Source organism: Deinococcus humi, from assembly GCF_014201875.1.
Classification (GTDB): Bacteria; Deinococcota; Deinococci; order Deinococcales; family Deinococcaceae; genus Deinococcus; species Deinococcus humi.
Genome location: NZ_JACHFL010000005.1, coordinates 228,887 through 242,621 on the forward strand (window position 1 = coordinate 228,887; position 13,735 = coordinate 242,621).

A 13,735-nucleotide genomic window follows, 5' to 3' on the forward strand; every position below is an offset into this window, starting at 1 on the left:
AAGGCCATGATGGGTAGCGCCTAATTTAGGTCCATGAGAAAAATAATGTTGACGCTGGCTCTGATGGGTACGGCCACGGCACAAACCACCGTCGAGTTCTGGCACTCCTTTGGTGACGCCAAGCGTACCGACTGGATCAAGGGTCTGGCCGAGGACTTCAACAAGGCCAACCCCGGCATCAAGGTCGTGCCCACCTACAAGGGCAGCTACAACGACAGCCTGCAGGCCACCATTCTGGCCGCGCGTCAGGGCAAGCCGCCGGCGCTGGTGCAGATTTTTGAGGTGGGCAGCCAGCTCGCGCTGGACAGCGGCGTGTTCCAGCCGGTCAGCAGCGTCAAGAACGTGGATTTCGGCGACTACATCAAGCCCGTGATCAACTACTACACGATTGGCGGCAAAGTCAACAGCCTGCCGTTTAACTCCTCCTCGCCGGTGCTGTACTACAACAAGGACCTGATGAAGAAGGCGGGGCTGAATCCCAATCAGCCGCCCACCACTTTCGACGGTCTGCTGGCCGCCTGCAAGAAGATCGAGGCTGCCAAGATCGGCGCGACCTGCTTCGGCATGAGCCTGAACGGCTGGTTCATCGAGCAGTGGATGGCTGAACAGGGCGCGACGCTGCTGAACAATGACAACGGGCGCAAGGGCCGTGCCACCAGCACCAACCTGGACAGCGCCGCCGCCAAGAAGATCTTCTCGTTCTTCAAGACCCTGCACGACAACAACTACTACACCTACACCGGCAAGCTGGAGGACTGGGATGGCAGCGACGCCATCTTCACCAACCAGAAGGTGGTCTTCCACATCACCTCGACGGCCGACATCGGCAACAACGGTGAGGCGGCCAAGAAGGCCGGCTTCCAGATGGGCATCGGCGTGCTGCCCATTCCGTCGGGCAGCAAGCGCAACGGCGTGGTGATCGGCGGGGCCAGCCTGTGGATTCCCAAGAACATCAGCAAGGCGCAGGCCGAGGGCGCGCTGGACTTTGCGCTGTTCATGACCAACACCAAGAACATGGCCGACTGGCACAAACTGACCGGCTACTACCCGGTGCGCCAGAGCAGCATCGATCTGCTGCGCAAGCAGGGCTGGTTTACCCAGACGCCGCTGCAGCTCGTGGCCTTCAACCAGCTGACCAAGACCGTGCCCAGCCCCGCCACCGCTGGCGGCCTGAACGGCGCGGCCATCCAGACCCGCAAGATCATCGAGGAAGGCGTGCAGAAAGTGCTGAGCGGCGCGTCGGTGGACGCTGCCCTCAAGGAAACCAAGTCCCGCGCCGACGCCGCCCTGGCCGAGTACAACGCCAACTTCAAGTAAACCATTCCTGATCAGCCGCCCTGCCCGCCCTGGGCTCAGGGCGGTTTTTTTGAGCCGGACAACGTGATGCGAGGCCGAATCCTGGCACCGCCCTTCCAAAAGGGACTAAATTAAACCCTCAATCCCTGTTACCGCGCTCCACCGCACGAACCCAAGGAGGTTCCACTCTTGCTGAAACCCGCCCAAACCACCGCCAACACTGAGGCCAATGCGGTCTTCCGGGGCGCGGCCATGCCCTGGTTTTTCCTGCTGCCCAGCCTGCTGATTCTGGCTGTCTTCATCTACCTGCCGGCGTTGCAAACGCTGCGGCTGGCGGCTTTCAAGGCCAACCTGATCCTAGGCACCGAACGCTTCGTGGGCCTCCAGAACGTCACCGAGTTGCTGCTCAGTCCGGCGTATCGACAAGTCGCTCTGCAAACGCTGATCTTCATGGTGCTGACCGTAACCCTGGGACTGCTGTTCTCGCTGGGGCTGGCATGGCTGGCGAGCCGCCCGATTCGCGGGTCCAAGTATTACCGCCTGCTGCTGATCTACCCCTACGCCCTGAGTCCGGCGATTGCCGGGACGCTGTGGCTGTTCATGTTCAATCCGGAAATCGGCGTGGTCAACCAGCTCCTGGGCAGCCTGTTCAGCATCAAGCCGCGCTGGCTGGACGATCCCATTCTGGCCTTCGGACTGGTGGTGGTGGCGGCGATCTGGAAGGGGCTGGCGTACAACATCGTGTTCTACCTGGCCAGCATTCAAAACCTGCCAGGAGACGTCATGGAGGCGGCCGAGATCGACGGCGCGACGCCCGCACAGGTGTTCTGGCGGGTGGCCTTTCCGCTGCTGACCCCCATCACCTTCTTTCTGGTATTCACCAACATCATCTCAGCCCTGTTCGATTCCTTTGCGCTGACCGACATCCTGACGCGCGGCGGACCGTACTTCCACAACGCGGGCATCACCACGTTTCTGGTGTATCAGCTGTACCAGGACGGCTTCGTGAACTTCAAGAGCGGAGTGGCCGCCGCGCAGGCCGCGCTGATGCTGGTGCTGGTGGCGTTCATCACCTTCATGCAGTTCAAAGTGGGCGAAAGGCGGGTGCACTATGGTGGGTAACACTGGGGTCGTTAAGACCGATACGCTTTCGCCGCAAGCGGGCAAGAGGGGTGGACGTGGACCGGGCCGCCGGGGACCGAGCTGGCCCACGCATCTGGCGCTGATCGTGGCCGTGATCATCATCAGCACGCCGCTGATCTTCGCGCTGATCAAGGCCACGCAGGCGTCCAGTCAGGTCATCAGCCCCAACATGCTGCCTGGAACGTCGTTCATGGACAACCTGAGCAGCATCTGGGTGGACGCCAAGCTGGGGCGCTACATGCTCAACAGCACCATTGTCGCCATCTGCGTAACCACCGGGAAGACGATTCTGGCCCTGTTGGCCGCCCTGGCCTTCGTGTACTTCCGCTTTCCCCTGAAGAGCGCGGCCTTCACGCTGGTCCTGTTGTCGCTGATGCTACCCACCGAGGTGCTGATCATCGCTCTGTTCGATCTGGTCAGCCGCGATCTGAAGTGGGCCAACACCTTCGCGGCCATCATCGTGCCGTTCCTGGCCAGTGCCACCGGCACCTTTCTGTTCCGGCAACACTTCCTGAACATTCCCACCAGCCTGGCCGACGCCGCGCGCATCGACGGCTGCGGACCACTGCGCTACCTGACGCGCATCCTGATCCCGATGAGCTGGAACACCATCGGGGCGCTTGCCGTCATCCAGTTTGTGTATGCCTGGGATCAGTACATCTGGCCGCTGGTGATCGTGCAGCAGGACGAGAAACAGGTGGTGCAGGTGGGCCTGCGGAAACTGATCGAAGTGGGCGGCCAGACCGACTGGGGCGCAGTGATGGCCGGGGCGATCATCACCATGCTGCCGCCGCTGATCGTCTTCACGCTGTTGCAGGAACAGTTCAGCCGAGGCTTTGCCCTCAGCGAGGACAAGTAGGCGCAAGTTCAGACTCTCAAGCCCAGCCCTCTCCCGTGACGGAGAGGGCTTTTTGATGGGGTGAAAGGGATTGGCCATCTGGCCTGACGCGGCTGTCCACCCGGCGGATTTCCTTGCAACGCCCGCCGTCCACAATGAGCGCATGACCGAGAAACAACTTTCCCACCTGATGTCCTACCTGCTCAGGCACGCGCCACACGAGGCGGGCCTGACCCTGCAACCCGGCGGCTGGGTGCCGCTCGGGCCGTTGCTGGCGCATCTGAACGTGACCCAGGAGCAGGTGGAGCGGGTGGTGGCGGCTTCCGACAAGCAGAGATTTTCACTCGACGGTGACCGCATCCGTGCCAACCAGGGCCATAGCGTCCCCGTCGATCTGGAACTGACCCCCCAGCCGCCGCCGCCTGTGCTGTATCACGGCACCTTCGCTGGCGCCTTGCCCGCCATCCGCCGTGAGGGATTGCGGACCATGAAACGCCACCACGTTCACCTTTCGCCGGATACCGGGACAGCGGGGAAGGTGGGGGCGCGGCGCGGCGCGGCCGTGGTTCTGACAGTGCGGGCGCAGCAGATGCACGCGGCAGGCCACCTCTTTTACAGGTCAGAAAATGGGGTATGGCTGGTGGAGGCCGTGCCTGCGGAGTTTCTGGACTTTCCGTAGAGGTCTCTCCCCCACCATTCGGAGCGCCTAGGAAGAAACCACCCTCTCCGTGGGGAGAGGGCTGGTTGGGCGTTTCTGGGAGGTCAGTTCACGCCATACAACTCGCCGTATTTTTCCCTCAGGTAGTTCAGGTACGGTTCCACCGTCATGGCCTGTCCGGTGGCCCGCTCCACCAGTTCGGCGGGTGTGTAGCGCCCCCCCGGCGCGTAGACGTTCTCGCGCAGCCAGCCGTGCAGGCGGGAAAAGTCAGCGCGCGCGATGTCGTTTTCCAGACCCGGGTTGGCCTTCTCTGCGGCGGAGTAGAACTGCGCGCTCAGAACGTTGCCCAGGGTATAGCCCTGAAACGCTCCGCCGATGCTGCCAAAGTACCAGTGAACGTCCTGCAAGGCCCCGTCCACGTCACTCGGCGCGCGCAGGCCCAGATTCTGCTCGTAGGCGGCGTGCCAGGCATCGTTCAGGTCACGGAGCGCCAGCTGTCCGCCCAGAAGCTGGCGCTCCAGCTCGTAGCGGGTGATGACGTGCAGGTTGTAGGTCAGCTCGTCGGCGTCGGTCCGGATCAGGCTGCGGGCGACCGTGTTGACTGCGCGGTACATCTCGTCCTCGGACACGTCCGCGAGCTGCTCGGGAAAGGTGTCGCGGAACTTGCCGAAGTAGGCCGCCCAGAAAGCACGGCTGCGGCCCACCTGGTTTTCCCACAGCCGCGACTGACTCTCATGCACCCCAGCGCTGACGCCGCCGCCGAGAGGCGTGCCCAGGTACTCGTCCAGGACGCCCTGCTCGTACAGCGCGTGTCCGGCCTCGTGCAGGGTGGAGTACAGCGCCTCGGTGGGGTCGCCCGCCTTGACGCGGGTGGTGATTCGCACGTCGTGGCCGCCCAGCCGGGTCATAAAGGGATGATGGGTCAGGTCCTGGCGGCCCCGGGTGAAGTCGTAGCCGTAATCGCGAATCACCGACTCGCCGAGGCTCAACTGGGTGGCGGTGGGGTAATGGCGGCTCAGGAAATCGGTGCGGGGCGGCCCGGCCAGGGTCACGGCGTCGGCCAGCGGCACGAGCGCCTCCCGCAATTTGCTGAACACGTCTCCTACCCCCTGCGCCGTCATGCCCTCATCGGACTGGTCGATAAAGTAGTCCATCGGATCGCCGAATTCAGGAAAGTAGCTGGCCGCCTGAAGACTGAACTCCAGCGACTTTTCCAGGAACGGCACCATCCGCGCGAAGTCGTTGTCGGGACGGGCCGTCGTCCAGGCGCTGTAGCTGTCACCGCCGTGCTGGCTCCAGGCGGCCACAAAATCGGCGGGGAGGCGGGTGGCCTCCTCGAAGTTCTTCCGGGCTAGGGCCACCGTGCGCGTCTGTGCGGGCGAGAGGTCCGTGCGGCTCTGCGCGGCGTCCAGCAGACGTCCGTACCCGGCGTCGGTGGCGCGGGCGTGGGCCATGCGCGAGAGCAGCGCCTGCTGACGCGAGCGCCCCGCCGCCGCTCCAGCAGGCAGATAGGTGCTCTGGTCCCAGCCCAGCAACGAGCCGATACCGCCCAGATCGGCCAGTTCCTGCCAGCGGGCCTTGAGGTCATTCCACAGCGGATCGGGGAGCTGCGTCTCGGAGGTCATGCTGGCGAGGCTAGCGCAGATGCGTGGACAAGGGACTGGAAAACACCCCAGGCGGCAGGCTAGGCCGATTGGCCTACCTCGTATTTCAGGCCAGTTCCACGCCCGGTCCTGGCGCGGTGTGGAACACTTTGTCCATGTCACAACGCATCTCCCTGGAGGCCCTGGCGGCCCTGCCGACGGTTTCGACGCTCAACGTTGCTCACAGCGGCGAACAGGTGGCCTTCTACGCCGACTGGAGCGGGCGTTTCGAGCTGTACGTGCTGAACCTGAACACCCGCGAGCGCCGTCAGCTGACGGATGGGCAGGCCCCCAAAGCCGTGCGGGCGGGCTTCACATGGTCGGCGGACGACACGCGCATTTTCTTCAGCCGCGATCACAACGGCGACGAGCGGCAGGCGCTGTTCGACCTGAATCTGGCGTCTGGCGAGGTTGAAGCTCTCCAGCACGCGCCGCAGAGCATGGATTACGCCCTGGCCGCCCACCCGGACGGCACGCGGCTGCTGGTCAACAGCACGCGCGGAGGGCAGATGAACGTGCATGTCTATGACCTCGAAAAAGACGGCGAGGAGCCCTGGACTGCCCTGACCGAACTCCCCAATGCCACCCAGGCCGCCGCCTGGAGTCCCGACGGCACGTACCTGACGCTGACCTCCAACGAGAGCAGCGATCTGCGGAACACCGACGGCTACGTGCTGAAGGCCGACGGCTCCAGCCTGCGCCGCGTGCTGCGCGTGCGCGAGGGCAGCCAGGACAGTGTGGGCGAGTGGCACCCGGACGGCCGGCGCGTGGCCGCCAGCAGCGACGCGGACGGCCACCGCCGCGTGGGCCTGCTCACCCTGGAAACCGGCGACGTGCAGTGGCTGACCCCCGCCGATGAGCGCATCGAGGAATATGCCGGGCACTTTTCCCCCGACGGGCGCTGGCTGAGCGTGATCCGCAACGTGGACAGCACCCTGACTCCGCTGCTGTACGACACTGCGACCGGACAGGCGCGTGAGCTGAAGCTGCCGCCCGGTCTGGCGGTGGGCACCGAGTTCGCGCACGGCGGCCACCACCTGCTGTTCAGTTACGTGACGGCCACCACCCGCCCACAGGTGCTGCTGTACAACCTCGCGGACGACACCACCGAGGTGCTGCTGGACGCCGAATACGGCGACGTCGATCCTGCGGACTTCGTGCCGGGCGAGTATGTCCACTACCCCACGTCGGACGGACTGAAGGTTCCGGCCATCCTCTACCGCCCGCGCGAACTGGAAGAGGGCAGAAGGTATCCTGCCCTGATCCACGCGCACGGCGGCCCCACCGCGCAGTTCTTCCGGGGCTTCGACGCGCAGGCGCAGTTTCTGGCGGACCGCGGCTATCTGGTGCTGTGTCCCAACGTGCGCGGCAGCACCGGCTACGGCGTGACGTGGCGCGACGCCAACCTGCTGGACTGGGGCGGGCGCGATCTGAGCGACATCGCCGCTGGCGCCGAGTACCTGAGGTCCCTGCCGGAAGTCGATGGCGCACGGCTGGGCATCTTCGGCGGCAGTTACGGCGGCTACCTCAGTTATATGGCCGTGGTGCGGCAGCCGGAGCTGTTCAAGGTGGGGGTCCCCATTGTGGGCATCACTGACCTGCACCAGCTGTACCAGGACAACAGCCGCGTGATGCCGCAACTGGGCTATTACTTCCGCACCATGATGGGCGATCCGGTGGAAAACGCCGCGCTGTGGCGGGACCGCAGCGCCGTCACCCACGCCGCCGATCTGAAGGCGCACCTGTTCATGATGCACGGCACCAACGATCCGCGCTGCCCGGTCAATCAGGCCAGGGGCTTTCGCGACGCGCTGCTGGCGAACGGGCGTCAGGAGGGCCGGGATTTCGAGTACGTCGAATTTGGTGACGAGGGCCACGGCGCGGGCGATATTGCCGGCAAGACCCGCAGCTACCGTCTGATGGCCGATTACCTGGAGCGGCGGCTGTAGCGGGGACGGCAGATTTCAGAACAGTGGGGTTGGCCTGACCGCTCTGCCCTCCTCGTCCTCCCGTGAGACCCTCATAGAACCGGGCCTGGAAGCGCCCGGAGCCCGTGCTACGATCAGTGCGTTTTGACCGGAGGATGGAGTGTGAGGCTGTCAGAAGACATTGGAATCGACCTGGGAACGGCGACGTTCCTGATCTACACCAAGAGCCGGGGGCTGGTGTTGCAGGAACCCAGCGTGATCGCCATGACCCGCGACAGCAAGCAGGTCCGGGCAGTGGGTGAGGAAGCGTACCGCATGATCGGGCGCACGCCGGGCGGCATTGTGGCGGTGCGGCCCATCAAGGACGGCGTGATCGCCGACGAGGGCCTGACCGAGAAGATGATCTCCATGTTCATGGCGAAGGTACAGGGCAATGCCGGGCGGCTGTTCGGTTTCAAACCGCAACTGATGGTGGGCGTGCCCAGCAATGTCAGCGATGTGGAACGCCGGGCGGTGCTGCGTGCGGCCCTGAACGCCAACGCCAAGCGGGCCTTCCTGATCGAGGAACCGCTGGCGGCAGCCATCGGCGCGGGCCTCAAGATCACCGAGCCGCTGGGCAGCATGGTGGTGGACATCGGCGGGGGCAGCAGCGACGTGGCCGTGATCTCGCTGGGCGGCATCGTGGTCAGCGAGTCCATGCGCGTGGCGGGCAACGAATTCGACGAGAGCATCATCCGCTACGTGCGCCGCAAGGAAAACGTGCTGATCGGCGAGCGCACCGCCGAGGAGATCAAGGTCAAGGTGGGCGCTGCCATGCTGGTGGACGACTCCGAGAACCTGGTGGCCGAGGTGCGTGGGCGTGACCTGATTAACGGCCTGCCCCGCACCATCAGTCTGGACAGCCGCGACGTGGTCGAAGCCCTGGCCGAACCCGTGACCCGCATCGTAGAGGGCGTCAAGCGCGTGCTGGAAATTACCCCGCCCGAACTGGTCAGCGACATCATCGACCGGGGCATCGTGATGACCGGCGGCGGCAGCCTGCTGCGCAACTTCGACGAGTTGCTGCGTCAGACCACCGGTATCCCCGTGTCCGTGGCCGAGAACGCTGTGGAAGCGGTGGCTGTCGGCACCGGCATGGCGCTGGATATGCTCTCGGTCCTGGGCGATAGCCTGGTGTCCAGCGACTACTACCTGCGCCGCTAAAGCGTGGGGCCAGGGGAAGGGGCGTGTGACACACCAGCTGCCTCTGCCCCACCAGCGGCCATTCCCATCAAGGAGGACCCATGCAACCCATCCTGATTCAAGAGGTCATGAAGACCCTGCCGCACCGCTTCCCCTTCCTGCTGGTGGACCGCGTGCTGAGCGTCGAGAACGGTGAGGTCCACGCCATCAAGAACGTGAGCGTGAACGAGCCCTTTTTTACCGGCCACTTTCCGACCGAACCCGTGATGCCCGGCGTGCTGATCATCGAGGCGCTGGCGCAGGCCAGTTTCTTTTGCATGCACGAGTCTCTGGAGCCCGGCACCATCGGTTATCTGGCGGGCATCGACGGCGCACGCTTCAAGCGCAAGGTGGTGCCCGGCGACACGCTGCACCTACATGCCAGGCTGGAATTCATGCGCCGGGGCCTGGGCAAGACCACCTGCCGCGCCGAGGTTGACGGCCAACTGGCGGCGGAGGCTACGATCCTGTTCGCGGTGGGCAAGGGGTGAATGGGGTAGTGGGTTGTCGGCTGTGGACTGCAGGAGCTTTTGCGAGGATAACTGGCAGAAGCTGCGCCTGTTCTACAACCCGTGACCCACACCCCACTCCCTACGGCGCGGGCACAGCATGACCCGCCTCACCCGCGCTGTCACCGCCGAGCTGATTCCGCCGCTGCTGGCCGGCACGCTGCTGTTTACGGCGGTGCTCAGCTTCGGATACTTCTTCATCTCCAGCCAGTGGCTGACCGGAGTGCCGCTTGGGCTGATTGCGCGCTGGATCGCGCTGCAGGTGCCAGACACACTGGTCAAGGTCTTTCCGATGGCGGTGGTGCTGATGACCGTGGTGGCCTTCGGGCGCATGAGCACCGAGCGTGAACTGGTGGCGGTGCAGACCGGGGGCATCAGCCTGGGGCGGGTGGCGCGGCCCGTGGCGGTGGTGGCCGCGCTGGTCACGGCGCTGGCGGTGTGGCTGAGCCTGTGGGTGGCCCCGCGCGCCAACGTGGAGGCGCGCGGCCTGTACTGGGACGGCCTGACCGGGGCCGGACTGTCGCAGCTGGTGGGCAAGACGGTGGATCTGGGGGCGGGCCTGACCCTGGCGATTGCGGGATACGACGCGGCCTCCCGCGAATTGCGGGGGGTGCGCGTGGAGAAGTGGCTGCCGGATGCCCAGCGACGCGCCACCCTGATCTTCGCCGACGCCGGAACTTTCGAGAACAACGTGCTGGCCCTGCGCGGCTACAGCGTCTACACCGTGGACTACGCGGCGGCGGCGGGGCTGGCGGCGGTGCCGGAAAATGACCCGGCGGCCTTCCGAGCGGCAGTGCAGGACGTGTTTCCCAGCGTGGTGATTCCCGAACAGGCCAGCGATACCTTGAACGTGGATACCGGGCTATCGCGCAAACAGACCCTGGCCACCTACGCCGACGCCATCGGCGCGGACGCACAGGGGTGGCCAGAACTGATCTCCTCGCTCACCGCTGCTGACGTGGGGAAGGCTGAGCGGCAGGCGGCGCGCTTAGGGCTGAACCGCAAGCTGGCGCTGCCCTTCGGCAATCTGGTGCTGGCGCTGGCCGCCCTGCCCTTCGCCCTGCGCTTCGGGCGCACGCTGGGCGTCAGCCTAGGCATCGCGCTGCTGATCGCGGTGGCGTACTACCTGCTGTTCTTCGTCGGCCTGACGCTGGCGGCGGCGCTGCCTGGCCTGCCGGAGCCGGGCGCGTGGCTGGCGAACATCGTCTTCGCGGCGGGTGGCCTGTGGCTGCTGAGGCGAACATGATCCCCTCCCAGCAAGAGCTGCGGGCGCTGATCCTCTCGGCCTCCTTTGGCAGCGGGCACCACCAGGCCAACGACGCGCTGGACCAGGCGCTGCGGGCCACCGGCGTGAAGCTGGCTGCCCGGCACGCCGACTTCCTGGCCTACCTGAACCCCGTCGAGCGGGCAGTGACCGTCGGAACCTATGACCTGTGGCTGCGCCACGCCCCCGCGATGTACAAGGCGTTCTACGACTGGACCGACTCCGAGACCGAACCCAAAGCCTTGACTGGCACCTTCGGCTGGCTGGGCCTGCGCGGCATGACGCGCGACGTGCAGGAAACCCAGCCGGAAGTTGTCGTCGGCTCGTACCCCACCACCGTGGCGCTGTCCAATACGGCCCGCAGCCAGCTGGGGGTGGATTTCCTGAACGCTCTGATCGTCACCGATTACCGCGTCCACCACCACTGGGCACGGCCCGAGGCCGAATTGCTGCTGGTGGCGACGGAGGAAGCCCGTGAACAGATGGCCCGCTGGCGTATTCCGCCGGACAGTGTGGAGGTCACCGGCATCCCAATTGCCCCGGCTTACCGGGCGCTGATCGGAGCGGACAAGGCCGCGCTGAGGCTCAAACACGGCTTGCGCCCGGACCTCCCGCTGATTCTGATTTCCGGCGGCGGCACGGGCACTTACCGCGCTTTGCGGCGCGTGCTGGGCGAACTGGCGGGCCTGGGGCAGCGCGTGCAGGTGCTAGTGCTGGCTGGCGCCAGGGGCCGGGGGGTGCAGCAGGTGGGCGGGGCCACGGTGCATCACCTGGGCCACACGAACGCTTTCCCCGAACTGCTGGCCGCCTCCGATCTGGTGGTGGGCAAGGCGGGCGGTCTGACAGTGGCCGAGGCCACCACATTGGGCATTCCCCAGGTCATTCACGAGCCGATTCCTGGCCAGGAGGAACACAACGCCGACTACCTGGAACGCCACGGGGCGGCCCTGTGGGCGCGGAGACTGACTGAGGTCCGCCCCGCCGTCCTGCGCGCCCTGGACGATGACGAGAACGCCCGCATGGCCCGCAATGCCCGCCGGATCAGCGTGCCGGACGCGGCGGACCGGGTGGCAGCGGCGCTGCTGAGGCGGCTGGGCCGGTGAAGCTGGGGACACGGTTTTCAGCCCCCTCCTTTCTTCAGGGGAGCGGACACAGACCGGCATGGAATGGACGGGAAGGGGGGGCGAACGGGCAGGCCAGAGCGAACAGCAGCTTTCCCTGGTTCCTGCCCCTGGCCGCCCTGACGGTCTATCTGCTGCTCCCCGCGCTGGCCGTGCAATTTGCCAACACAGGCCTGCTGCGGGAGGGCAGGCGCAAACGGCGCGAGCTGGCGCTGACCTTCGACGACGGGCCTGACCCCGTGACCACGCCCTCCGTGCTGGACGCCTTGCAAGCGGAAGGGGCGCAGGCCACCTTCTTCGTGATCGCAGGCCGGGCTTCAGAACACCCACAGCTCATCGCCCGCATGCTGGCCGAGGGCCACGAGGTGGCCGCCCACGCCGAGAAGCACGTCCACGCGTGGATTCGCACACCCTGGGGTGGGGCGCTGGACGTGACGCGGGCAGTGCGGCGAGTGGCCCGAGTGACGGGCCAGCCTGTCCGGTACCACCGTCCGCCCCACGGTGCGTACACGCTCTCGACGGTGCTGGGGCAGCGGGCGGCCGGGGTGCAGGGCGTCCACTGGAGCGTGGAGGGCCAGGACTGGCGGGCGGACCTCACACCGGAAGCGGTCGGGGAGCGGCTGCTCCGGCGCATTGGTCCCGGCTCAATTGTCGTTCTGCACGATGCCGGACCGGGAGCGGCGAAGACTGTGCCGATGCTGCCCGGGCTGTTGCAGGAGTTGAAGTCACGCGGCTACACCTTCAAAACGGTCTCCGGGCTGGAAGGCGCGACACCAGTGGATGGGGCGGCGTTGAGGCGGCGGGCGTTTATCGCCCTGGACCGCGTGTTTGACCGGATGGGCAAGATTCAGCCTACAGCGGGCCGGGTGGACAATCTCTTTCGCACCGGAGCCTCGGCCTTTCCGCTGGAGGGAGTCACGCTGGCCGACGGCACTCCCGTTCCGAAGGGTGCGCCGTGCGCCGAATTTCATGTCAATAACCCGTTGATGGTGGACCTGGGCATCAGCCGCCCCAGCATCCGGCAGGCGCAGCGGGATTACCGGCTGGTGGCCGAGGATCTGGTGCGCCGTCCAGACCTGCGGGGCGCGCAGTACGTCTTCTGCCTGAGCGCGGTCTCGCCGCTGATGGCGGTGATGGGTTTTGAAACGTATGACCTCCCGCCTGCCGATGCCCACCGCCTGCGCCTGTGGGCACGCGTGATGCGCTGGGGCTACGCGGGCGCACCCAAAGTTGCCGAACCCAGGCTGAGCATCCTGAGCCGGGCGGCGTTTCTGGCACAGTATGGAAATGGGGGTTCTGGGCAATAGCCCCCCGTCCTGACGGCCTGACTCCCAGAAACCCACTACCCTGGGCTGCGTGAACTACGACGACTTCGCGGACCTGTATGACCACCAGTACGACCTCTACCGCGACGACCTGCATTTCTATGCGGGCGTGGCCGAGCGGGCGGGGGGACCGGTGCTGGAAGTGGGGGCCGGTACTGGGCGCGTGACCACGCACCTGGCGCGGCGCGGCGTAGAGATCACCGGTTTGGAGCCCAGCGGGCGCATGATCGCGCGGGCACAGGAGCGGGCTGCCGGGGGCGGCCTGGACCTCAAGATGGTGCAGGGCGACGCGAAGACCTTCCGGCTAGAGCAGAAGTTCGGGCTGATCATTGCCCCCTTCAACGCGCTGATGCACCTGTACACGCCCAATGAGCAGTTGCAGGCACTGGAAAACCTGCACGCGCACCTTGAAACGGGCGGCAAATTCACCTTCGACCTGTATCTGCCGCGCTTCGGCAAATCGAACACCGTGCGCCACGAGGGCGAGACCCTGCACGCGCCGGACGGCAGCCGTACCGACATCTTCCTGGTGCAGCGCCACGATAAGCTGCGCCAGCACATCACCACCGAGTACCACGTCGACACCACGCACCCCGGCGGCCAGCTGACCCGGCGGCACTACACCCTGACCCAGCGCTACTACACCCGTTACGAGGTGGAATGGTTGCTGCGCTTTGCGGGCTTCGAGTCGCCGCGCGTGACCGGCAGTTTTCAGGGCGGGCCGCTGGAAAAGGGCAGCGAGGTGATGGTCTTCCAGACGCGGGCGCTGTAGCCCCTCAGGCCTGCCGC

General features: G+C 65.8%; 12 protein-coding genes. 11 read left to right on the top strand and 1 reads right to left on the bottom strand.

What is annotated here, in order from left to right; translation table 11 throughout:
• Positions 1 to 45 precede the first annotated feature (45 nt).
• From HNQ08_RS11980 to HNQ08_RS11995, 4 genes are all read left to right on the top strand, one after another.
• Positions 46 to 1,317, top strand: a complete 1,272-nt coding sequence (locus HNQ08_RS11980) for an ABC transporter substrate-binding protein (protein WP_229789910.1) — start codon at positions 46 to 48, stop codon at positions 1,315 to 1,317.
• A 168-nt stretch (positions 1,318 to 1,485) separates the two neighbouring features.
• A complete protein-coding gene (locus HNQ08_RS11985; protein ID WP_229789908.1) occupies positions 1,486 to 2,418 on the top strand; it encodes a carbohydrate ABC transporter permease in 933 nt (310 codons plus the stop codon).
• Positions 2,408 to 3,298 (top strand): carbohydrate ABC transporter permease, encoded by an 891-nt coding sequence (locus HNQ08_RS11990; protein ID WP_184132090.1) that lies wholly within the window; start codon positions 2,408 to 2,410, stop codon positions 3,296 to 3,298. The genes HNQ08_RS11985 and HNQ08_RS11990 overlap by 11 nt, the downstream gene beginning before the upstream one ends.
• Positions 3,299 to 3,440: 142 nt before the next feature.
• Positions 3,441 to 3,956 (top strand): RNA 2'-phosphotransferase, encoded by a 516-nt coding sequence (locus tag HNQ08_RS11995; protein WP_184132093.1) that lies wholly within the window; start codon positions 3,441 to 3,443, stop codon positions 3,954 to 3,956.
• An 83-nt stretch (positions 3,957 to 4,039) separates the two neighbouring features.
• On the opposite strand, the gene HNQ08_RS12000 is transcribed toward HNQ08_RS11995, so the two are convergent.
• On the bottom strand, positions 4,040 to 5,560 hold the full coding sequence (locus tag HNQ08_RS12000; RefSeq protein ID WP_184132096.1) for a carboxypeptidase M32: 1,521 nt from the start codon (positions 5,558 to 5,560) through the stop codon (positions 4,040 to 4,042).
• A gap of 134 nt (positions 5,561 to 5,694) precedes the next feature.
• Here HNQ08_RS12000 and HNQ08_RS12005 point away from each other — a divergent pair, with 134 nt between their 5' ends.
• From HNQ08_RS12005 to HNQ08_RS12035, 7 genes are all read left to right on the top strand, one after another.
• Positions 5,695 to 7,527 (top strand): S9 family peptidase, encoded by a 1,833-nt coding sequence (locus tag HNQ08_RS12005; protein WP_184132099.1) that lies wholly within the window; start codon positions 5,695 to 5,697, stop codon positions 7,525 to 7,527.
• A 141-nt stretch (positions 7,528 to 7,668) separates the two neighbouring features.
• Positions 7,669 to 8,709, top strand: a complete 1,041-nt coding sequence (gene mreB / locus HNQ08_RS12010; protein ID WP_184132102.1) for a rod shape-determining protein — start codon at positions 7,669 to 7,671, stop codon at positions 8,707 to 8,709.
• An 80-nt stretch (positions 8,710 to 8,789) separates the two neighbouring features.
• Positions 8,790 to 9,218, top strand: a complete 429-nt coding sequence (gene fabZ / locus HNQ08_RS12015) for a 3-hydroxyacyl-ACP dehydratase FabZ (RefSeq protein ID WP_184132105.1) — start codon at positions 8,790 to 8,792, stop codon at positions 9,216 to 9,218.
• 118 nt (positions 9,219 to 9,336) lie between these two features.
• The gene (locus HNQ08_RS12020) at positions 9,337 to 10,482 is read left to right on the top strand and encodes an LptF/LptG family permease (RefSeq protein WP_184132108.1); all 1,146 of its coding nucleotides are present in this window, start codon (positions 9,337 to 9,339) and stop codon (positions 10,480 to 10,482) included.
• Positions 10,479 to 11,603: an MGDG synthase family glycosyltransferase gene (locus HNQ08_RS12025; protein WP_184132111.1), complete on the top strand. Its 1,125-nt coding sequence runs from the start codon at positions 10,479 to 10,481 to the stop codon at positions 11,601 to 11,603. The genes HNQ08_RS12020 and HNQ08_RS12025 overlap by 4 nt, the downstream gene beginning before the upstream one ends.
• Complete coding sequence (locus tag HNQ08_RS12030; protein WP_342355693.1) at positions 11,600 to 12,928, top strand: polysaccharide deacetylase family protein; 1,329 nt, start codon at positions 11,600 to 11,602, stop codon at positions 12,926 to 12,928. Before HNQ08_RS12025 ends, HNQ08_RS12030 begins: the two co-directional genes overlap by 4 nt.
• 49 nt (positions 12,929 to 12,977) lie before the next feature.
• A complete protein-coding gene (locus HNQ08_RS12035) occupies positions 12,978 to 13,718 on the top strand; it encodes a class I SAM-dependent methyltransferase (protein ID WP_184132113.1) in 741 nt (246 codons plus the stop codon).
• Positions 13,719 to 13,735: the final 17 nt, after the last annotated feature.

What these genes read in the sequence shown, in the direction of transcription:
- HNQ08_RS12000 (WP_184132096.1), bottom strand. Translation starts at nt 5,560, where the DNA reads ATGACCTCCGAGACGCAGCTCCCCGATCCGCTGTGGAATGACCTCAAG.
- HNQ08_RS12020 (WP_184132108.1), top strand. Translation starts at nt 9,337, where the DNA reads ATGACCCGCCTCACCCGCGCTGTCACCGCCGAGCTGATTCCGCCGCTG.
- fabZ (WP_184132105.1), top strand. Translation starts at nt 8,790, where the DNA reads ATGCAACCCATCCTGATTCAAGAGGTCATGAAGACCCTGCCGCACCGC.
- HNQ08_RS11990 (WP_184132090.1), top strand. Translation starts at nt 2,408, where the DNA reads ATGGTGGGTAACACTGGGGTCGTTAAGACCGATACGCTTTCGCCGCAA.
- HNQ08_RS12005 (WP_184132099.1), top strand. Translation starts at nt 5,695, where the DNA reads ATGTCACAACGCATCTCCCTGGAGGCCCTGGCGGCCCTGCCGACGGTT.
- HNQ08_RS11995 (WP_184132093.1), top strand. Translation starts at nt 3,441, where the DNA reads ATGACCGAGAAACAACTTTCCCACCTGATGTCCTACCTGCTCAGGCAC.
- HNQ08_RS11980 (WP_229789910.1), top strand. Translation starts at nt 46, where the DNA reads ATGTTGACGCTGGCTCTGATGGGTACGGCCACGGCACAAACCACCGTC.
- HNQ08_RS12025 (WP_184132111.1), top strand. Translation starts at nt 10,479, where the DNA reads ATGATCCCCTCCCAGCAAGAGCTGCGGGCGCTGATCCTCTCGGCCTCC.